The sequence below is a fragment of the Cardinium endosymbiont of Nabis limbatus genome (assembly GCF_965196625.1).
In the GTDB taxonomy this organism is placed as follows: Bacteria; Bacteroidota; Bacteroidia; order Cytophagales; family Amoebophilaceae; genus Cardinium.
Genome location: NZ_OZ239769.1, coordinates 718,038 through 738,874 on the forward strand (window position 1 = coordinate 718,038; position 20,837 = coordinate 738,874).

General features: G+C 39.8%; 15 protein-coding genes and 3 tRNA genes. 7 read left to right on the forward strand and 11 right to left on the reverse strand.

Going from position 1 to position 20,837, the window contains the following annotated elements; genetic code table 11:
* Positions 1–35 precede the first annotated feature (35 nt).
* Positions 36–1,142 carry a hypothetical protein gene (locus tag ACOALF_RS03315; protein WP_419241092.1) on the reverse strand — a complete coding sequence of 369 codons (1,107 nt, stop codon included), beginning with the start codon at positions 1,140–1,142 and terminating at the stop codon, positions 36–38.
* 17 nt (positions 1,143–1,159) lie between these two features.
* The gene (locus tag ACOALF_RS03320) at positions 1,160–1,969 is read right to left on the reverse strand and encodes a glycogen/starch synthase (RefSeq protein WP_419241093.1); all 810 of its coding nucleotides are present in this window, start codon (positions 1,967–1,969) and stop codon (positions 1,160–1,162) included.
* A gap of 338 nt (positions 1,970–2,307) precedes the next feature.
* Here ACOALF_RS03320 and ACOALF_RS03325 point away from each other — a divergent pair, with 338 nt between their 5' ends.
* Together ACOALF_RS03325 and ACOALF_RS03330 are read left to right on the forward strand one after the other, a co-directional pair.
* The gene (locus ACOALF_RS03325) at positions 2,308–4,005 is read left to right on the forward strand and encodes an ABC transporter ATP-binding protein (RefSeq protein WP_419241094.1); all 1,698 of its coding nucleotides are present in this window, start codon (positions 2,308–2,310) and stop codon (positions 4,003–4,005) included.
* A gap of 51 nt (positions 4,006–4,056) precedes the next feature.
* On the forward strand, positions 4,057–4,380 hold the full coding sequence (locus tag ACOALF_RS03330) for an RING finger domain-containing protein (RefSeq protein ID WP_419241095.1): 324 nt from the start codon (positions 4,057–4,059) through the stop codon (positions 4,378–4,380).
* Between the two features lie 6 nt (positions 4,381–4,386).
* Here the strand turns inward: ACOALF_RS03330 and ACOALF_RS03335 are convergent, their stop codons facing one another.
* From ACOALF_RS03335 to rfbD, 3 genes are all read right to left on the reverse strand, one after another.
* A complete protein-coding gene (locus tag ACOALF_RS03335; RefSeq protein WP_419241096.1) occupies positions 4,387–5,352 on the reverse strand; it encodes an MlaD family protein in 966 nt (321 codons plus the stop codon).
* 155 nt (positions 5,353–5,507) lie between these two features.
* Positions 5,508–6,824: a ribosome biogenesis GTPase Der gene (gene der / locus ACOALF_RS03340; RefSeq protein ID WP_419241097.1), complete on the reverse strand. Its 1,317-nt coding sequence runs from the start codon at positions 6,822–6,824 to the stop codon at positions 5,508–5,510.
* Positions 6,825–7,077: 253 nt separating this feature from the next.
* Complete coding sequence (rfbD, locus tag ACOALF_RS03345) at positions 7,078–8,016, reverse strand: dTDP-4-dehydrorhamnose reductase (protein WP_419241098.1); 939 nt, start codon at positions 8,014–8,016, stop codon at positions 7,078–7,080.
* Positions 8,017–8,459: 443 nt separating this feature from the next.
* Here rfbD and ACOALF_RS03350 point away from each other — a divergent pair, with 443 nt between their 5' ends.
* Positions 8,460–8,933, forward strand: coding sequence for a hypothetical protein (locus ACOALF_RS03350; RefSeq protein WP_419241099.1), 474 nt, complete (start codon positions 8,460–8,462; stop codon positions 8,931–8,933).
* Between the two features lie 279 nt (positions 8,934–9,212).
* Positions 9,213–11,684: a valine--tRNA ligase gene (locus ACOALF_RS03355; protein ID WP_419241100.1), complete on the forward strand. Its 2,472-nt coding sequence runs from the start codon at positions 9,213–9,215 to the stop codon at positions 11,682–11,684.
* A gap of 395 nt (positions 11,685–12,079) precedes the next feature.
* Here ACOALF_RS03355 and ACOALF_RS03360 read toward each other — a convergent pair whose 3' ends face one another.
* Positions 12,080–12,937, reverse strand: a complete 858-nt coding sequence (locus tag ACOALF_RS03360; protein WP_419241101.1) for a hypothetical protein — start codon at positions 12,935–12,937, stop codon at positions 12,080–12,082.
* 365 nt (positions 12,938–13,302) lie between these two features.
* On the opposite strand from ACOALF_RS03360, the gene hemW reads away from it, so the two are divergent.
* The 3 genes from hemW (at position 13,303) to ACOALF_RS03375 (ending at position 16,841) form a co-directional block, all read left to right on the forward strand.
* On the forward strand, positions 13,303–14,490 hold the full coding sequence (gene hemW, locus ACOALF_RS03365) for a radical SAM family heme chaperone HemW (RefSeq protein ID WP_419241102.1): 1,188 nt from the start codon (positions 13,303–13,305) through the stop codon (positions 14,488–14,490).
* Between the two features lie 23 nt (positions 14,491–14,513).
* Positions 14,514–16,352: an ABC transporter ATP-binding protein gene (locus ACOALF_RS03370; RefSeq protein WP_419241103.1), complete on the forward strand. Its 1,839-nt coding sequence runs from the start codon at positions 14,514–14,516 to the stop codon at positions 16,350–16,352.
* A gap of 246 nt (positions 16,353–16,598) precedes the next feature.
* Entirely contained in the window at positions 16,599–16,841 is a 243-nt protein-coding gene (locus ACOALF_RS03375; protein WP_419241104.1) for a hypothetical protein, read from the forward strand.
* A gap of 504 nt (positions 16,842–17,345) precedes the next feature.
* Here ACOALF_RS03375 and ACOALF_RS03380 read toward each other — a convergent pair.
* The 5 genes from ACOALF_RS03380 to ACOALF_RS03400 all read right to left on the reverse strand — a co-directional run bounded on the left by ACOALF_RS03380 (position 17,346) and on the right by ACOALF_RS03400 (position 20,743).
* Positions 17,346–17,418: transfer RNA gene (locus ACOALF_RS03380), tRNA-Arg, on the reverse strand.
* Between the two features lie 30 nt (positions 17,419–17,448).
* Positions 17,449–17,523, reverse strand: a tRNA-Pro gene (locus ACOALF_RS03385).
* 23 nt (positions 17,524–17,546) lie between these two features.
* Positions 17,547–17,635, reverse strand: a tRNA-Ser gene (locus ACOALF_RS03390).
* A 258-nt stretch (positions 17,636–17,893) separates the two neighbouring features.
* Positions 17,894–19,186, reverse strand: a complete 1,293-nt coding sequence (locus tag ACOALF_RS03395) for a UDP-N-acetylmuramoyl-tripeptide--D-alanyl-D-alanine ligase (protein ID WP_419241105.1) — start codon at positions 19,184–19,186, stop codon at positions 17,894–17,896.
* A 33-nt stretch (positions 19,187–19,219) separates the two neighbouring features.
* Positions 19,220–20,743 carry a hypothetical protein gene (locus tag ACOALF_RS03400; protein WP_419241106.1) on the reverse strand — a complete coding sequence of 508 codons (1,524 nt, stop codon included), beginning with the start codon at positions 20,741–20,743 and terminating at the stop codon, positions 19,220–19,222.
* Positions 20,744–20,837: the final 94 nt, after the last annotated feature.

Here is a 20,837-nt window from a genome sequence, read left to right on the forward strand (position 1 = left end):
GTTTGTATCCTACTACTTGTGCAGTAGATCATTGTTTATCCACTGGCATGGTGTAGGGTGGTAGATGAAATGTTAAGCGCATAGGCTAATTTACATGAAAAACTATACTCCAATAGTCTATTTTTAAAATCGTAATAGGGTCTAATCAGTGCTTGAATCGTTATACCTGGGTAGGGCGTCCAATCTTTATATATAGATACAAATAAAAGACTTCTTATGCCTTCATAGTAAACGGCTTTATGATCCTCTATACGAATGGATTGGTAAAGCGGATAGCCCATATTTTCAGAAGAAAAATTATGCGCATACCAATAACTCAGCGATAGACCCAGCAAAGGCATCAACCAATTAATGGTATGGAAGTGCGCCCATCCTTTTTGAAAAGGTCGCTCTATTGTTTTAACATACCTGTTTAATAATAGGTAACTGGCGCCATCAATTGGTCCGCCCAAACTATCAGGAAAGCGTAAGGCAAGGCCAGTTGCACCACACCATAAGGTATAATCTTTTACCACTATACCTTGCCCACCTAGGTGGTAAACCGCTAGTTGAAGGGGTATAGTGCAGTTTATGCTTTTATTAGCACCTTCTGGGCAGTATGCTCCGTCTAGATGCAAGGTAAAGGTTTCGGGTTTGTTCTCTTTTTTGGATAGCAAAGTGAGCCAATTGAGCCAACCCGATAGATGGCTTTTATTTTTTACTAGCTTAAAGTGACCCCCCTCCATAAAAGGTTTATGCGCTACGTAGAGCGGTTCTAGTAGGGTAGGGGGATGCTCTGTAAAAATACCTGCCACAAATGTGGTTGTGTGGTCACTATAATAGATGGATAGCGCAGGTCTAATGCCCGCCCATGGTTGGATGTCTCCAAAATGCTTCTCCCAAATGAGCCCCAAGTTCAGACCCATCCCTTGGGCTATGGAAAGGGTTAAATTGGGTAAAAAATGAAACCCAAAAATGGTTTCCCCTTCCATGATTTTATTGAAATACTCCCTGTTGTCTATAAAACCTTGTCCACGTATGGTGCACACCAGCTTGGTAGATCGCTTACTGGGTAGTATAGATAGGTCTTGATTACTACTATATCCCAAAAGGGGAAAAAAACAAAAAAGCAGCCATAACCTTACTTCCTTACGCCCCAGCATCTATTGAACGGGATCCATCACTTCGAGGAGAGTAGGCTTTTGTAAACGGCAAAATGCTCCTCGTTGTATTGGTCATCGTTTTGCACCCAAGGCAATTCTTTTTCATTGAATAAATCTTCAAATTCAATTGCATCAAGTGTTTCTCCACGCAATACCAAATCGGAATAGTGCATTGCTAGCTCAATGATGTTACGGAAACCACCACGGGTTAACCACAGTGCATCTTCCTCGGAAATCCCTACCTTTGCTAATTTTTCTGCTAGAAAAGGAAAATTGTGCGAGAAGGTATTGTTATAGACGGTAAAAACAAGCTTGGCTTTTGTAAAAAGCGGATGGCCGCGATAAAGCTTCTTCCAAAAAATAGGTATAAGTGCTGTGATCCAATCATGGCAATGTACAATATCTGCTTCCCACTCTAATTTTTTAAGCGTTTCAATTACACCTGTGCAGAAAAAAATCATGCGCAAGTCATTATCCTCAAAAAAATTATTATTATGATCCTCAAAAACTGACCTTCTGCTCCCAAATAGATCATTGTTATCTACGAAATAAACTTGCAGCCGTGTACTGGGTATTGTACTGACCTTTACAGAAATGGAATGGTCTACATCATTTATGGAAAGGCTAGATCCGGATAAACGCAGCACTTCATGCAGCCTATTCATACGGTCATTAATGGTACCAAACTTAGGTACTATAATCCGTACGTCAATCTGTTTGGTTTGCATGGCTTCAGGTAGCTTGCGCACACAGTCTGACACAAGAGAAGTCTCCAAAAAAGGCGATATCTCACTTGCAACATATAATATCCTTTGTAAAGACAGCATAAAGATACTTTTGAATGGTTGTATTAAAACAGGCATCTTAGTAAACAGGCCTTAAATTTAATTATTTTTTTTGATTTTTCAAAGAACTTATGTGCAGTATTTTTTGTAATGGATTGTATGGTATGACCATTTTCTTTATAGGCCATCCTTTTTCTATGATTTTTATGCATTACTTTGCGTAGAACCATCTATATTATTCCTATCATGTTTTTTAACGATATTTAGTAGCCTATACAATCCATACAGATAGAATGCCTAAAAAAGTAAATGCTTTACCTCGAACCCTCTTTACCTTTATTTTTTATTTTGTAAAACGACAGCCAATTGGCTTTGGTTTTATGTTTTTTACTATAATATTTTGGCCGTTGAATGAATCGTTATCTCCCTATTTTGTTAAGCTATTAATCAACACACTTGTACAACTTACACCAGGTATTGAGGCCCCTTTTCGTCTACTAGCCTTTCCTTTAGTGGGTTTGTTAACCGCTTGGTTGCTGATGGAAATTTCCATTAGGGCGTATGGCATTTTGTCTATTTATGTTTGGCCTAAGTTTCGGAAAGATATTCGAGAGAGTATTCTTTCCTATACACAGGGTCAATCGCATGGCTATTTTTCTGAACATTTTACAGGTGGGTTGGCCAATAAAATTGCAGAACTGCCCCGTGCGTGTGAGCATATTTTAGATATTTTAATCAGTAACTTTTTTTGCACTATGCTTACTTTCTCTATTTCTTTGGGGTTGGTTTTTAAGGTAAGTGCTGTTTTTGGTCTAATCTTATTTGCTTTTGTAGCCATTTTTGTGGGCTTAACCATTTTGAATATTAGCAACATAAATAAAAAGGCTAGCATACATGCAGAAGCGATTTCTGAACTAGATGGCCAAATCGTGGATAGCCTTGGCTGTATGTTGGCGGTGCGTTTATTTGCGCGTGCGGCTTACGAATTAAAATATTTAAATAAATACCAAACCAATGAAATCAAAAAGGCGCAAAAGGCTTCTTGGGCGATTGAAAAAGCAAGTTTTTTTAAAGGATTGCTTACTTTTGTCTTTCTGATTATTACATTTTTTACATTGGTCTATGGATGGAACAACAGTTGGATTACCATAGGGGATTGTTCGCTCGTTACCATGACCTTCTTTAACCTAATGGGGTTGATTTGGCATAGCTCTTTTCATATCACTCAGATTGCCAAAGAGGTGGGGGTTTCTAAAGCGGCACTTTCTTTGCTCAGTGTGCCACATGAGATCAAAAATCACCCTGATGCCCCCCCATTGGTGGTTCAGAAAGGGGCTATTTGTTTGGATAGGGTGAATTTTTATTATGGAGAGAAAGGTAATAGACTTCTTTCGAATAACCAAATTTCTGTTCATATTAAGGGAGGGGAAAGGGTTGGTTTAGTGGGGTACTCTGGTTCAGGTAAAACGACTTTTGTGCATCTAATACTGCGTTTATACAATCTAAATAGTGGAAAAATATTAATCGATAACCAGGATATTTCAAAAGTAACGCAAGCCTCTTTGCATGCGCAAATTGCCATGGTTCCGCAGGATCCGCCTATTTTTCACCGTACAATTTTTGAGAACATCCAATATGGTCGTTTAGATGCGACCAGCGCAGAGGTAGTGGAAGCAGCAGAATTGGCCCATTGCATGGGTTTTATAGAAGAGCTAGAAAAGGGATTTCAAACAATGGTCGGAGAACGTGGTGTAAAACTCTCAGGAGGGCAGCGGCAACGGATTGCTATTGCACGTGCTATTTTGAAAAATGCACCCATTCTTATTATGGATGAAGCTACTTCTGCGCTGGATTCTATTACTGAAAAATTTATTCAAAATAATTTAAAAAGAGTGATGGAACATGCGACTACGCTAGTGATTGCGCACCGTTTATCTACTTTAGATTATATGGATCGGGTTTTAGTTTTTGATAAAGGCGCAATTATTGAAGATGGAAACGTGCCAGCACTCTTGGCTAAGAAAGGCCATTTTTCAAAACTTTGGGAGATGCAAGCGGGTGGATTTCTTCCAGAATAGCGTATTTTTTGATCAGTTCTTAAACTATTATGTTTATCATATCTACATACTATGGTATATAAAATTGAAAATAGGTTTGCTGTTTTTTTAGGCTACCTTTCGATACTAGCACTGGTTATTTGGTTTGGGTTGAATAGGAACCAGCCGTTGCCCACACGTGCTACACAAATAAAACAGATTTTAAAAGAGATGCAGACAAGAAAGGCAGCAGCAAAGCATACCCAAACAGTGCCACAAGAGGGTACTTGTAGTATATGCTTTGAACAAGCGCCCTATTGGTTGCCATGTGGCCATTATTTCCATTTAAACTGTATAGAGCAATGGTTACATACTGCAATGTCTTGCCCCAATTGTAGGTGCCATCCGATTCGGTAAAGCCTTTTACGTTGATGGGATTGGCTGAACCTTACTTTTTTTGTTTTGGGGTAGTGCGGCCGTATGGTTTAATTTTTGCCTATTTATTTTACAACCAAATAAGGAAAAGTGTACATAGCGCCATGGTCGCTTCTTTACATCAAAAAGTAAAGCATTTAAACTTTCTACACTATGATTCAGATTATGATAGAGCGTGGGGTCATACATGAACTGTCCGAAGCTTCCAGTATCACTAGAAGTATGCTGTATCAGTTTTTCTACCTCTTTAAGCATATTGGTAATTCTAAAAGAGATATCCTTAAAAGGCATAGCCCCTATTTCTACAAGCATATTGTGCATAATAGGCAACATAGCTGGTATGCCTTTTTTGGGATCTGCTAATGGAACAGAAATAGAAATTATATTTTTTGCAATGGCATTGATGTTTTTTTCAAATCCATAGATGGCTGTATTTAGGATGTCGCTTGTTTTTTCAAGGTTGGCTAAAATGGCATTTACGCCCTCAGTTGTCTTGATAAGGTTTTGCGTAATGGTTGCTACCTGTGTCGTCATTGCTTTAAGGTGAATATCATTAAAATCAGGATGAATTTGACCCGTAATAACATGATGCCTACCAATAGGTTCTCCGTTTTCTAGCTCAATTTCTAAAGCATTTCCTTCCATCATACCTGCGTTATTTAACAGAACTTTACTGGTATGGGTCAAAGGAAATTGTTTATCTACTTCAATCGTGACCAATGTGCTGTAATTCTGCTTAGGCTTGATTTCTACTTTTGTAACCATGCCTACTACATGCCCTTTTAGTTTAACAGGAGCAGAAACACACAGGTTTTTATTTACAGGATAAGAAACTTTGTAGTTATTATATTTAGAAAATAGGTTGTGGCCTTTCAGAAATAAAAAACCATAGTATAAAATACTCAAAGAAGATAGGGCTAATACACCTATCATATAGTTCTTATTGATTCGCATATTGGTATCTTTTGTACATTTCAGTAATAGCGCCTTTCGGAGATTTGATGGTTAATGACAATTTAACAATATGTAATTTACAAAATAACTTAATGAGTTGCAGCCAACTTATTTTTTTTAATGAGTATCGGATCGCGTACGGCTATGCCACCAGATTATTTTTTCTTAAACACTACTTGAATAGGTACCCCTTCGAAGTTAAAATGTGCCCTAAGTTGATTGACTAAATAACTTTTGTAATTGGGCTGAATGTAGGCTGGGTGGTTGCAAAAAAAAGCAAAAGTAGGTGCATAGCCTGTAACCTGAGTGCAATATTTAATTTGGATGTATTTTCCTTTTACAGCAGGCGGGTGGTTTTTTTCAATAATGGGCAAGATTACCTTGTTTAACTCAGAAGTGGAAATTTTTTTTATTTTATTTTGATAAACCGAAAGTGCTTTTTCAATGGTTTGGTAGACTCTTTGTTTCTTTAGCGTTGAAACAAATAGAATGGGCAGATAGTCTAAAGGCGCCAGCTTACGCAATAGGTGTTTTCTGTATGCATCTGCAGTTGTAGTTTCTGTATCGATCAAATCCCATTTATTCACCATTAAGACCATGCCTTTTTTATACCGGTGTGCCAATGCAATAAGCGAAATATCCTGTGCTTCTATACCATGCCTGGCATCGATCATAATCAAACAGATATCAGCATCTTGCATGGCTTTTACGGCGCGCAATACCGAATAAAATTCGATCGCATCCTTTACCTTTGATTTTTTGCGTATGCCTGCTGTATCGGTCAGGATAAATCTTTTGTTGTAACGGTTGTATTCCGTATCTATCGCATCTCTTGTGGTACCAGATATCGGACTGACCATACTTCTTTTTTCATCCAATAGCACATTTAAAAAAGAAGATTTGCCTACGTTAGGGCGGCCTAAAATCGTGAACCTAGGGAGCTTATCTGCTGGCTCCTCGTCTGCTGTAGCCGTTGTTTCTTGTAGGTAAGGCAACAAAGCATCCAATAGATCACCCGTTCCAGAACCATTTATAGCTGCTATCGGGAATGGTGTGCCAAGACCTAAAGCATAGAAGCTAGGTGCCACCATTGCAGCCATTATATTTTCGGATTTATTCGCTACTAAAAAAACAGGTTTATTAACGCTGCGCAGCAGATGGGCAAATTCTTTATCTGCATCGGTTAGCCCCTCTATGCAGTCGACCATAAAAAGTATGAGGTTGGCTTCATCTAGTGCAAGTTGAATCTGTTCACGAATGCCATACTCAAAAGTATCATCCGTACCACGCATATAGCCTCCTGTATCAATGACCGTAAAAGATCTGTTGCTCCATTGTGCGTAACCATAATGTCGGTCTCGGGTGGTATGAAGCGATCCGTCCATAATGGCTTTTCTTGCTTCAATCAATCTATTAAAAAAGGTAGACTTGCCTACGTTAGATCTTCCTACAATTGCGACAACGTTTGCCATAAAATAAACTAAAATAAGAAATTTAAATGGCACCATGGCGCCTAAACCGCTAGGTACCTTTCATTCTATCACCTAATTGTGGCCAACTTTACCAGCTGGCGTGTAAGGGTGTAGTAAGCACTATAAAAATTTTTTAAATTTAGCAAAAATAATAGGGAAAAGCAAAAAAACCATAATTAGACTTCAAACCGGAGCGTACTAAATGTACGTGAGGATTTGAGCACCGAATCGACAAGCAAATTACCAGCAGAAGTTAGCGTTTCAAAAGAAGTCTATTAGGTTTTATGTTTTTTAAGCATATAGAAAGGCTATACTTCCAGTGTGGAATCTTGATCTGAAATACTTCTCGAAAAGACGCTTTGCTTAATACACTGTAGGACGGCCTTTTAAGCCCCCCTAAAGGAGATGATACCGGCATTAAGGTGCAGGTATTTGGCAAAGCAGTTAGAATGGCATAAGCAAAATCATACCAACTGGCTACCCCTTCATTGGTATAATGGTAGATCCCGGAGGGATAATCCGATCGATTGTTTTTTGCTATTTTTGCCATCATCTCCCAAATGGCTTTTGCTAAGTCGTAGACATAGGTAGGGCTGCCTATTTGGTCATCGACCATTTGAATGGTGCCCCCTTTTTGGGCCAACGCCACCATTTTTGTAAAAAAGTTATGGCCCGTTTCGCCATACAACCATGCCGTTCGAATGATGTAAAAATGGGTAGCCTGTCCCGCTATCAGTTGTTCTCCCGCTCGTTTGGATCGACCATATGCATTGAGCGGATGGGTAGGGTCATTTGGCTTGAATGGGCCTTCTGCTACACTGCCAAAAACATAGTCTGTTGAAATATGAAAGAGTACAATATCATATTTTGCAGCTAATGCAGCCAAGTGGCCTGCAGCCATGCCATTTACTTTAAAACAGCTGTCAGCTGCTTGCTCTGCTAACGCTACATGGGTATAGGCCGCACAATTTATAATGTATTGGACCCTATGTGCTTGGATATAAGACTCGATTTGGTTTAGATCTGTAATATCCAGCATTGACTTGCTGCAAAAAAGTGGCGCAAGCAAAGAAGGAGCGTTAAAGGTAGCCTGTAAAGCACAACCTAATTGACCTTCAGAACCCGTAACTAAAACAACAGATATAGCCATTTTGATGCAGTGGAATAATGGATCTAATTTTTGTTGGATCAAAAAGCAATTAGGCCTTTTTCGAAAAAGAGGCCTCTATCATGATTATCTTAAAAAAGATTGCAAAAATATTTTTTTTTGTTACCCTTAAATAAGGGTAAGCCCATTCAGGTTAGCAAATGCGTAAGCAACAGCTTTGCTAGCATATAAAATTGGCCTCCAGCCGCTCGTTTAGGTAGTGGGCCTTTATGGTGCGTGCAAACAAAAACTCTAAAAAAACAAAAAAGCTATGTTACCTTGCAAAATAATAAAATCGGCCACCATACCCATGAGCTGCCCTAAAGTGATGCGCGCAGCTCAATCATCAATTGTTATAAAAGTTGACTGGGCTTTTTATATAGCCTTTTAGCTGCTTTTTAAGCATAAGCAGGGGGGTACGCATGAGCAAAAAAACAAATGGCTGAACCCCTACTTCATTATTTTAACCGATTTAAATTTATCTTATTATGTTAACACCTACAAAAAAATTAATGTTGCTATTGACTATACCTGTGCTAGTAGCAGATCAGTGTACTGAAGGAAGTTGTTGGCCTAAACGCAAAAAAAAAGAATTCACAGCGGAGGGCAATGCATTCCCTAATAGCTCCGATCTAGGCGTTAAACAGATTAACAATAATAGTAAAAAGGATTTACCTAATCAAGATTCAGAGATATTACCTACACAACCACTACCTATTATAGGTCAATCTGATGCATTGCCAGATCCAGATGTGCCTAACCATATAGATGAGGTATCTAATGAATCTGAATCTCAAACTGCTTCAACTGTAAATGAAAATAGTATTGAAGTAGGTAGTATAGATGATAGAAGTGAAGCTATAAAACAAAGTGAATCTCCTCCACCATCACAAACACCAATAAAGTCAAGCGTTTTTAGTTCTTTGAAGAATTTTATTGCTAAAAAATTTAAAGGAAATTAATAGTCAGGATAATCCATATGAAGAGATAGTGGATGACATGAAGAAGCGACCAATCTAAAGATTGATGATCTATTTTACCTGACGAATTGGATGGCATTGGGATGTGTAAGGCTACTTGTATAAAGAAATGATAGATAAGCTAGTGGGTTTTCTCTAAGCATTTGATTATCCTTCTTAGATGCAACCATCTTGAATGGGGTAAGCTATAGGATAATGGTTACAGGCCCATTATATTTGTGGTATTTTAAATCCCTAAACCATTTTTTCAACTTGAAACAAATGACCAAACCCTTTTTGCCGCAACGTTACAACTTTTTAGAACGAGAAAAACATTGGCAGTGCTTTTGGGCAACAGAGGCGCTCTACAGCTGGGATCCTACCGCGCCTCGTGCTGCTACTTTTGTGGTAGATACACCTCCGCCTACCATTTCCGGACAGTTGCATATAGGCCATGCCTGTAGCTATACACAGGCTGACTTTATCGTTCGATTTCAGCGTATGTTGGGTAAGAATATTTTTTATCCCATGGGCTTTGATGACAATGGCTTGCCTACGGAACGCTTGGTAGAAAAACAAAAAGGGGTGCGTGCCGCTCATATGGATAGAGCGGCTTTTATACGCTTATGCCAAGAAGTAGTTGCGCATGAAGAGGAAAAGTTTAGGAATCTTTTTAAAGCCATGGCCCTTTCTGTTGATTGGAGCCTAGAATATCAAACGATTAGCCCACGCTCTCGTAAGCTTTCACAGCTCTCTTTTTTGGCGCTTTTAGAAAGCGGGGAGGTATACCGTAGTGCACAACCTATGTTGTGGGATCCAGTAGATGGTACCGCTTTGGCACAAGCCGATATTGAAGAAAAGGCGCGAACTGCTTATATGTATGACATTCTATTTACACATGAAGCGACGCAAACGCCTCTACCGATTGCTACTACGCGGCCGGAGTTATTGCCTGCTTGTGTAGCCTTATTTTATCATCCAGATGACTTACGTTACCAGCATTTAGCGGGTACATATGCGATTACACCTATCTTTAATATCAGGGTGCCTATTTTAGCAGACGGGTTGGTGCAGCCCAATAAGGGGACGGGTTTGGTGATGTGTTGTACCTTTGGCGACCAAACAGATATACTATGGTGGAAAAAACACCAGCTACCTACTGCTATCATCCTAGATAAACAGGGCAGAGTTACCCATGTTGGTCCGTTGCAAGGGCTAAAGGTAGCAGAAGCACGTGAAAAAATCATTCAAATCTTACAAGATCAGTCGCTTTTGGTAAAGCAAACCGCTGTACATCAGTCTGTAAAATGTGCAGAACGTTCTGGTGCACCTTTGGAAATTCTTACTACGCCTCAGTGGTTTGTGCGAACGATTGACCATAAATCGACACTTTTAGCTAAGGTCAATCAACTGAAATGGCATCCTGCTGCGATGCAACATAGACTGGAGGAGTGGGTGAATGGCATCGCTTGGGATTGGTGTATTAGCCGCCAACGCTATTTTGGAGTGCCTTTTCCGGTTTGGTATTCTAAAAGAGTGGGAGAAGAAGGGAAGGTTTTGGTACCATCTACTGACCAACTACCTGTAAACCCACTTGAAGATTTACCTGTAGGTTATACAAGGGAGGAGGTAGAACCCGATTATGATGTAATGGATACCTGGGCGACCAGTAGTATTTCTCCACAACTTTCTTCTTATGCTATTAATAAGGATTTTAGCATAGACTATGCTAGGCACCGGCAGTTGTTTCCCATGGATTTGCGTCCACAAGCCCATGAAATTATACGGACTTGGGCTTTTTATACTTTACTCAAGGCGCATTTGCATGAAGATAGCCTTCCTTGGCACAATGTGATGATCAATGGATGGTGTCTAGCGCCAGATAAGCAGAAAATGTCTAAGTCTAAAGGTAATGTGCTCCTTCCTGAAAAGTTGTTGCAAACATATGGCGCGGATGTAATCCGCTATTGGGCAGCCAATGCGCGTTTGGGGGCGGATACTTGCTATTGCGATAATGTGATGAAAAATGGGAAACGGCTGGTTACTAAGCTATGGAATGCTGGTAAATTTATCTTAAGCCACCTTGATAAGGTAGAAGGGCTCAATCAGCCGCTTCCGTTGCATGCGATTACCCATACGCTAGATAAATGGCTTTTACAGTCCTTAGCAGATTTGACGGAAAAGGTCCATCTGCACTTTTTAGCCTATGGGTATGCAGAGGTATTGGAGGCGGTAGAAAAATTCTTTTGGTCTGTTTTTTGTGATGATTATCTCGAGATTAGTAAGGCTAGGGTCTATGATGAACTGGCACAGGATCCTCAAGGCCAGTCTAGTGCGATTATAACGCTTTACCATACTTTTTATGGTTTATTACAGCTTTTTTCGCCTATTTTGCCCCATATTACGGAAGAGCTTGCTCAGGGGCTTTATCCGCATAAGGGGTCTATTCACCAAAAAGGGAATTGGCCTAAATGGATATTAGATACTGCTTTAAGTCAGGCACAACTTGACCAAATCACGCATCTTAGGGAAATTATTGGATTGGTACGTAAGGCAAAGGCGGATGGTCAGCTTTCTATAAAAGCGCCGATTCGGTTGTTAACCATTCGTGGTGCGCTTTTAGATGAGGATATCAGCGAAGATCTTAAAGCGGTTGCTGCAGCTACACAGATGGTGTATAGTGACGGCGCATTGGATGGCATGGATGTACAGGTTGTAGGGAAAGGGTGTACAATAGGAGTGGTGTGGGGGTAGGGGTTTGTTCTACTTTTTGCTTGATCGAAAGGTAGTAAATGTCTTTATAGGCTGTTCGTATGCTGCGCTCTGGTAGCCGCCGATAAAAAATTTGGCACGCAGTAAAATAATGAAATGAATTGTTTTACATCGGGAAAATCATAAACTCAGCCCGCTACGCGTGCTTCACACATGATTTTCTAATCCGATGCAAAACAGTTCGCTCAAAGACTTCCGTTTTACTGAAAGTGCCAAATTTTATCGGCGGCCATAATGCCCAAAACCTCTTAATAATGTGCGTTTTGGATTTATTTTACTGATTTAAAACAATATAATACTTCTTAACATTTCTTAGTTTGTGAATATTTGCACTTGCCCAACAAGTATCTTAGCTATGTTTATTAGTATATTATATATTATCTGGTATCTGATCCAAAATGCACGTGCTTAGATTTTTTAGTACCTTCTTTAGGAGATTTACGACGTTTACTCGAATTAGATTGCGTGCTGTTTTCAGGGGTTGTAGTAGTAGCTTCTGATGAATTGCTTGTAGCATGCGTTTGAGTATTATTCAAGGCTGTGGTAGCGTAAAAAAAGTTCTCCTGCAACTTATCAATATGGTCTGATATATATGTGCTATATGTGTTACAATTTTTTAAAATCATAAGAATTGCATGGCTATGCTGTAGATAATCCTTAATGTTCTGTACTAGGTTGTTTTCAGCTTCCCAGTTGTAATTTTTTTCTACTAATTCGCAAGATTCATCGGCCTTTATAATAATCTTAAGATACTGCTTAGCATCATGCTTGATTATGTTAATTATGTGAGTTATGCATCGTATGCATTCTTTCTTATTAAGCTCACTAAGCTCGCTATCACCGAGCTTATAAGTAATAAGGAGTTTTCTAACAGCAGGATAAGCAAGTTGCCAATCAGTAATGTTTTGACTTGTATCTAAAATAATCCTAAGCTTCTCTTTTTCGTCTGTTTGTAATTCCTCAGTCTTATCAGCTTTAGAAGAGTTAAATTTTTTTATTACCTCATTGAGATCAGTTGTCTTGAAAATATTGTGTATATCGCTCAGTACTTCATTTACCTCTATTTTGTCAGGAACAGTACCCTTAGGCGCTTGACTGCTTTTTGTAGCTACACTACTCGTATTTAACTCGCCACGTATACCCAATTTTACTTGGCTTGCATTACATCCAATTAAATGTATGAATACACCATTGCATACAGCCAGTTTCCATCTTTGTTTTAGGTGCGCTAACATAGTTTTGAATATTTAAAATATTGCACAAGAATGTTTACGCATTTTAGACGAAAATTGCAACTTTTTGTAAAAACTTATCTGTTTTTAACGCTTTATCAGATTCGAAAAAAATTGGTTGGTTTGTACGTATTCAGGAAATAGTATTAACTGAATGTGTATATTTTTTATTTATTATCAATATAAAACATAATTTTAATCAGGATTGTTCCCATTGCATCAAGTTAAAACGCTAGTGGCCGTCGATAAAAAAACTTGGCACTTCATTATTTTTACTGTGTGCTAAACTTTTTATCGGCGGCCAGCGGTGGAAGCGTAAAGGTTCTTTTGAATAAAATGTATGAGTTCGTTATCTTTACAGCGCGCTTATGACGCATTTGTACCAACATAATCTTATGCCATTGATCCAAGCACAAACCAAAAATCATGCCGGCATCTACCTGCACATTCCATTTTGTAAGCAAGCATGTTACTATTGTGCCTTTCACTTTAGCACAAATTTGAAACTCAAATCGTTGGTGGTGGAGGCTATGCGTAAAGAAATCGTGCTGCGTCAAGATTATTTAAAAGGGATGCCCATTGCCAGTATTTATTTTGGTGGTGGTACGCCTTCTTTATTAACTCTTGAAGAAATAGAGCGGTTACTCAATCAGGTCGTACAATCCTTTCCGATTGCATCCGAAGCAGAGATTACATTAGAGGCGAATCCTGATGACCTAACGCTTGAAAAATTGCAAGGATTGCGCCATATGGGTGTCAATAGGCTGAGTATAGGCATACAATCTTTTAATGACCAGGCCCTTCATTATATGAATAGAGCCCATACCAGTGCTATGGCACAAAATAGCATAGCGTGGGCACGTACTGCTGGTTTTGATAACCTAAATATAGACCTTATCTATGCGATTCCTGGTATGACTATGCTGGATTGGCATGCCGATTTAACACAAGCCTTATTACTAGCGCCAGAACATATTTCCGCCTATTGTTTGACCATAAAACCCAAAACTGTATTTGGCCATTGGCATGCACAAGGACGCATCAGTGAAATAGACGAAAGCTTAACCGCAGAACAGTTTGAACGAACAGTAGCAATTTGTAGCCAACAGGGTTATCTCCATTATGAAATTTCTAACTTTTGCAAGCCTGAAAAATATTCCAGGCACAATACCAACTACTGGAAATCAGGTCCCTACATAGGAATAGGGCCCGGTGCGCATGCCTATAATGGTCTGCAAAGACAATGGAATATCTCCCATAATGCTTTGTACGTTAAAGCTATCCAAAATGGGCAATGCCCTTATACCGAAGAAGCTCTAACCATAGCCAATCATGTAAATGAATATATTATGACCAGTATTAGAACCTGCTGGGGCTGTGACTTCGACTGGATTTATAAGCAATATGCGATTGACCTTATGGCCACCCAAAAAGATTATTTAGAAAAAATGATCTTATGGAAGTTGGCCTATTTGAGCGGCCATACACTTTATTTAACAAATAGTGGTAAATTGCTAGCTGATAAAATAGCCAGTGATCTTTTTATCGAGGGCTGATCGTTTAAAATGACACTTTTTCAATGCGCATGTATTCTAGGATTATAGCTTACGCAGGGCCTTTAAAGAAGTCCGCTTTGTATTATTTTTTGGCTATTCTTCTATCCATTTTTTTTGGATTGGTTACCTATGGATTGGTGATTCCCTTGCTTAAAGTGTTGTTTAACCAAGAAGAGTTAAACCGTTTGTTATTCGAAGAACAGGTAAAGCCAAAATGGCAGCTAGAGATTGGCTATTTTACCAGCTTATTTAATTACTATTTTATAAAACTCATTATCGATTACGGTAAAATCAGTGCCCTCTCTTTGTTGGCATTTTTATTTATGCTATCTAATGCCATTAGCGGCTTTTTTAGATATATAGCAGATGTTACCATGGCTAAAGTACGCGTAAACCTAGTCCATAATTTGCGTTTGGCACTCTTTAAAAAAAGCTTAGATCTTTCTGTTCAATACTTTACTGATCAAAAGAAAGGAGATATAATGGCACGTATTACTGTTGATATTCAAGAAATTGAATATGTAGTGCCCGATACTTTGCGTCTCTTTTTAAAAGAACCCACTCAACTTTTTTGTTACATTGTCGTTCTATTTTACATGTCTCCAAAGCTTAGCCTGTTTACTTTATTATTTTTACCCATTGTCGGGTGGACCATTGCTCAGATTATACAATCCCTTCGTAAATGGACCGATCAAACCCAAAAGTCGCTTGGCCATTTAATGAATTTGATTGCAGAGACTGTAAGTGGCATCCGTATCATTAAAATATTTGGTGCGCAGCAATATGCTGTGAACCATTTTAATAAAGAAAGCAGGTTGTATATCCGTACCAATATGGCTGTAGCAAAAAAGTCCTATATGATTGCCCCTATATCTGCATCGTTAAGTGTGGTAGCCGTTTCCATTATACTTGCCTATGGTGGCCATTTGATCCTTTTAGATCGCAGCATGCTTACACCCAGTACTTTTATTGCCTACATTATTATTTGCTCCCAAACCCTTATACCTATCAAAATGATTTCAAGATCTATTGGCCATATTCAACGCGGAATGGCTGCTGGAAGGCGTATTTTCGGTTTGCTGGATCAAAAATCCACGCTTAACCCCTTGTCTGGTGAGCAGGTATCTACTACATTCACCAGTCAAATCCTCTTTAAGGATGTTTCTTTTGCTTATGATGGCAGCAAAGAAGTCTTACACCAGATCAATCTTACCATCCAAAAAGGTGAAACCATAGGATTGGTTGGGGCTTCTGGATCAGGAAAGTCTACCCTATTATCGCTCTTGTCTGGTCTCTATCAACCCAACCATGGCACCATTGCAATAGATCACTTGCCTATTTCACAGATGTGTCCTACCTCGCTACATCGTTTAATCGGCGTGGTCACCCAGGAATCTATTTTATTTCACGACACCATTTTGAACAACATTGTCTTGAATAGGCCAGGTTTCAGCAAAGCAGCTGTTATAGAAGCCGCTCAAGTAGCTTGTGCACATGATTTTATTATGGCTTTACCCCAAGGCTATCATACCATGATTGGAGAAAATGGCAATAAGCTTTCTGGTGGTCAAAGGCAGCGTATTTGCATTGCCAGAGCAATATTAGGGAATCCGCCTATTTTAGTGCTAGATGAAGCCACCTCAGCTTTGGATAGTGCCTCTGAGCGCAACCTACACGAAGGCCTTCAATTGCTTATTAAAAATAAAACCTCTATTGTAGTAGCCCATAGGTTAAGCACCATTTATCATGCCGATAAAATTATTGTATTGGATCAAGGTAAAATCGTAGAAGAGGGCACCCATGCAAGCCTACTTGCTCAAGAAGGCCTCTATAAAAAATTATTTTTATTGCAAAAAGGTTAGTATAAATACTTGCAAATAGATAAAATCTGTTATAAATCTGCAAAATCGCTTGCGGATAGGTAAAATATGTTATATCTGTTATACCTTTGATATACTTACTTTATAAGTAAAGCTTTTAGTAAAAAGTATAGTGCATAACTATAAAAAATGTTAAAAATGTGGATGTGGGGATAGTCCCACCCCTTCGAAGTCTAAGTCTAAAGGTTCCTTGAATAATATAGGCAAGAGTAATGGCAAAAGGCGTCAGTGGTTGGATCAGCTGGTGGTAGCGATGTCGATGATACCCAGAAACCTGATGATGTTTCTGAGGGTGACGATGAAGACGATCTGAGGAAGGCTTATAAAAAAGCCGTTCCTGAGGGGGAGGTGAATATGACCAAGGATGCAAAGCAAGAACTCGATAAAGTGTATCGTAAGATGAAGGAGAAACTAGAGCAACAGAAGCAAGATAAAGAAAAAGAGCTGGAGGAGTGGATGCAGGTGTCATAATCGTTATGAGCAGCAGAAGAAGGAATTTGAGGTTCGAGAAACGGAATTTAATCAGAAGAAAAATGAGGTGGATCGTAGGTGGTTTCCGGGCAGCAAGTACTGGAACAGTGAGAGTGATCAGAAAGCGCTGGATACCCTAGGAAAGGCCAAAGAGAAGGCGGAAGAGGATTTAAAAAAGGCTCCGAGAGAGAAGGAGCGCGTTGAATCGGTGAAGTCTATTAAGGAACATTCAGACAAGTTAGACAGCGATCTGTAGCAGATCATGAAGGAGTTGCAAAGCGGCAAACTGGACGGTATAGATTTTATCTAGTCACGGCCTTGGTGAACAGGTAATGGCGTCAACTTAAAAAGGGATTGAAAAAGGCAAGCGAGAAATCGCCGAATCTATGCTTAAAAAGGGTTATGCTTTGGAAGAGATTGTTATGCTAACGGGCTTATCCATCTCTGAAATTAACAAACTTTCCTAGTGGATCAGTGATAACGAAATAGCAGGGAAATAGGCAGTGGTCCCGGAAGGACTCGAACCTTCAACCTACTGCTTAGAAGGCAGTTGCTCTATCCATTGAGCTACGGAACCTAAAATGGATGGCTGACAGCATTCTTTTCGTCGGGGCGGCAGGATTCGAACCTGCGACCTTCTGCTCCCAAAGCAGACGCGATAACCGAGCTACGCTACGCCCCGAATTTCAAAAGAAATATAACCTGCGGATAGGGGGGGATTCGAACCCCCGGTACAGATCAATCCATACGGCAGTTTAGCAAACTGCTGGTTTAAGCCACTCACCCACCTATCCCTATAGCCCTATAACATAGGGGTATGTAAATTTACTGAATTTATAAGAAAAACGTGCATATAATTCCTGAAAATTAGATTGTATCTAGTATAAAATGATCTATATCTATTGGAATTCTCTCGAAACGCGCTTATCCTGAGGAATTTGTAGGAGACACGGTGCGTAAAACCAGAGCGTACTAGATGTACGTGAGGATTTGAGCACCGGATCGACGCGCAAATTACTAGCAGAAGTAGCGTTTCGAAAGAAGGCTATTATTTACAACTGCTCTACTAATGTATGCAGCGCCATGCTATGGGCTGCTTTTAATAAAATGCCACTATTTTGATAGCTGTGTCTGGCTAAATAGTCTGCCAATGCTGCTTTATCTGGAAAACAATGCATCTTCGGATTCTGGTATTTGTGGGCAGAAAAGGTGAAAAAAGGACCACATAGTAGTACATGGTCATAATAAGGTCTGCAAAGCTGTCCAACAATTTTATCGTGCCAAAGAGTAGTCTGGCCCCCTAAATCGGCCATATCACCTAAAATAACCAAGCGGTAGCGCACCTTTAATTGCAATAATGCATCCAGTGCTGCTTGCACAGAAGCAGGGCTGGCATTGTAGCTATCTACAATTAATTGATTGCTCCCTTTCATCACTAATTGCATCCGTTGATTGGTGGGGATATAGCTTTGAATGGCTTGATGGGCTGCTGGGCTCGGTACATTAAAATATTGGGCGATACAAAGCGCTGCGGCTATATTGTTTATATGGGGCTTTCCTAGTAGATGGGTAGTATATTCTTCTCCTTCTGAGGATTTATAACGCAGATAGGGCGTTTCACCAACCCACTCAAGCGGTGTAAAGTCGTTGGGTTGAGGGTAGGTAATGGCTTTTGTAAATCGCTTGCTGATGGTGGCCAATAAGGGGTCTAAGCTATTCAAAAAAATCGTGCCACCCGTAGCATAGAGGTAGTCATATAGCTCACTTTTGCCCTGAATGACACCTCCGATATTGCCAAATCCTCCAAGATGCGCTTCGCCAATTGCGGTGATGATACCATGTGTAGGCCTGGCTATGTTACAACACAAAGCAATATCGCCCAATTGGGTCGCACCCATTTCTATAACTGTTATTTGGGTATCCTGTTTGATCGACAAAAGGGTTAGTGCTACTCCAATGGGCGTATTTAAGTTGCCCTTAGTTGCTACTGTTCTATAAGTGGTCTGCAAGGTGGTGTAGATCAGTGCTTTGGTTGTGGTTTTACCATAAGAACCGGTTATGGCTATAACCGGAAGGGTATATTGCAACCGATGGTAGCCCGCTAATGCGATTAGGGTGGCCAGGCTATCTTCTACTATAATATAAGCAGATGAGGGCATGGCATAAGCAGGGTCATCTATCACTACATAACGAGCGCCCTTTGCTAGGGCTTCTGCAGCAAAGGCATTGCCATTAAAGTTAGGCCCCCGGATTGCAAAAAAAAGTGCATTTGGAGCCAAATCACGTGTATCTGTGGTTACAGACCCTGTGGTTAAATATTTCTGGTAAATTGCTTCTATACCCATTATAGGTGGCTAAGGTAGAATGATTTTAAGCGATTAGCTGTAGGCAACTAGTGTAGGTTTAGGTTCTGTTTTGTTTTTAAATTGACCCATAGAAAACTGCACAGATGGTACCAACTTGCCTAATAAAGGGCTATACCCTATTTTCAGTATGCCTGCCAGCCATGGTATGGTAACATGTGCAAGCTGTAAGCCTATGCCATAGCTGTTTACCAATGTCTGATTCAATAGCTGATTATTTTGATTGTAAAGCGCTATAAAATCAACAAATCCAAGGAATACAAAGCGCATAGCGTTGAGCACAATTGGCATATGCAAAGTGCTGTCTAGATGCACGTTCAGCCGTGTACAGATCGGTGTGTGCATCCGGTTGTCCTCGTCAGGCTCCTCTAAGGCTTCTGGGTCACGATGCATGATGCCTAACATCCGTTCCTTAGGCATGCGGTAACCCATTATATAGTCTATAGCAATAGACTGGCGTGCGCGATTACAGGTTTGTATGGACGGACCGACATAAGCCAATTTGAGTTTCAGTACTGCTTCTTCTAACGCTTTTTTATGTATAAATGATCCTGATTCACAGCTTAAATGTAAATGTTTGAGTCTGGAGTTTGCGATATTTTTAATACAATGGATACCGATATAATGTCTATGGTTAAAGGCGCCTTGTTGGTAGCCATATAGCATTTCTATAGATCCCCCTTTGGGTAGTTTTTCCAAGCCATGTAGTGTATATACACCAGTTATTGCTTCATAACCATCTGATACCCAGCCTACTTTACCTAAAATCAGTTTATAATTGTGGTAAGGTCTATTCTGCGTAGCAGAAAGGGCGGGGCATGTAGCAAACGTTTTCTTAGCGCCGCTTAGTCCAATGGTCCAATAATAGGGAATGCAGGCTTCTTTTTGCTGCATAGCGCATAATTTGCTGATCCAGAGGTTTTGGTAATTAAATGTATACGTATTGCTAATCTGGTTGTAATATTGTCCGCCTAAAAGACAGTTTCCATCCAGTCTGGGGAGTGCATAGGTTAAGCCGTAACCCCATCTTTTCTTTAGAAAAAGCTGATGGCTAAACAGGTGTCCATAGCCCCATGCATTATGGTGCGTTATGGTAAGCAATGGTCCTTCACCTAGGCTTAAGTCAATGGTTATAGGAAATCGATCTTTGGTCTCTATGATGAGATCAAATAGGAGGGTTTCGTTGGTTCCATCCACCTTTTTAGGTATAATCGATACAGTTGAAAAGTAAGGTAGTGCCATGAACTGTTTCCTAATACAGGATAGTGCTTGCGCATCAAAAGTGTCACCAGGTTTTAAGGTGATGTATCTGTAGATTAATGAAGGATGCGTTGTAGGAGCCAACCATTTTACCAGGCGCAAGTAAGGATATCGTGGCATCGGCTCTATAGCACCTGTAGAAATTATGGTTATCTTTTTAAGTTTATAAGCAGTAGGAGTGGGAGGGTTTGCCTTTAGCTTAAGTGGTATGCAAAAAAAAAGCGCTAAGCCGACTATTAAGCTTATACATGGTATGGTTTGTTTATATTTTTTATGCATAGATGTAACACCTTTAAAAGGTTATAACTATATGAATAACGTTGGTGTTGAATGCAATCTAGGATAAGGGGTTATCGTGAACGTATAACGCCTT

Excerpts from the sequence above, each read along its gene's own strand:
- ACOALF_RS03315 (WP_419241092.1), bottom strand. The coding sequence starts at position 1,142 with ATGCTGGGGCGTAAGGAAGTAAGGTTATGGCTGCTTTTTTGTTTTTTT.
- ACOALF_RS03320 (WP_419241093.1), bottom strand. The coding sequence starts at position 1,969 with ATGCTGTCTTTACAAAGGATATTATATGTTGCAAGTGAGATATCGCCT.
- ACOALF_RS03325 (WP_419241094.1), top strand. The coding sequence starts at position 2,308 with ATGTTTTTTACTATAATATTTTGGCCGTTGAATGAATCGTTATCTCCC.
- ACOALF_RS03330 (WP_419241095.1), top strand. The coding sequence starts at position 4,057 with ATGGTATATAAAATTGAAAATAGGTTTGCTGTTTTTTTAGGCTACCTT.
- ACOALF_RS03335 (WP_419241096.1), bottom strand. The coding sequence starts at position 5,352 with ATGCGAATCAATAAGAACTATATGATAGGTGTATTAGCCCTATCTTCT.
- der (WP_419241097.1), bottom strand. The coding sequence starts at position 6,824 with ATGGCAAACGTTGTCGCAATTGTAGGAAGATCTAACGTAGGCAAGTCT.
- ACOALF_RS03350 (WP_419241099.1), top strand. The coding sequence starts at position 8,460 with ATGTTAACACCTACAAAAAAATTAATGTTGCTATTGACTATACCTGTG.
- ACOALF_RS03355 (WP_419241100.1), top strand. The coding sequence starts at position 9,213 with ATGACCAAACCCTTTTTGCCGCAACGTTACAACTTTTTAGAACGAGAA.
- ACOALF_RS03360 (WP_419241101.1), bottom strand. The coding sequence starts at position 12,937 with ATGTTAGCGCACCTAAAACAAAGATGGAAACTGGCTGTATGCAATGGT.
- hemW (WP_419241102.1), top strand. The coding sequence starts at position 13,303 with ATGACGCATTTGTACCAACATAATCTTATGCCATTGATCCAAGCACAA.
- ACOALF_RS03370 (WP_419241103.1), top strand. The coding sequence starts at position 14,514 with ATGCGCATGTATTCTAGGATTATAGCTTACGCAGGGCCTTTAAAGAAG.
- ACOALF_RS03395 (WP_419241105.1), bottom strand. The coding sequence starts at position 19,186 with ATGGGTATAGAAGCAATTTACCAGAAATATTTAACCACAGGGTCTGTA.
- ACOALF_RS03400 (WP_419241106.1), bottom strand. The coding sequence starts at position 20,743 with ATGCATAAAAAATATAAACAAACCATACCATGTATAAGCTTAATAGTC.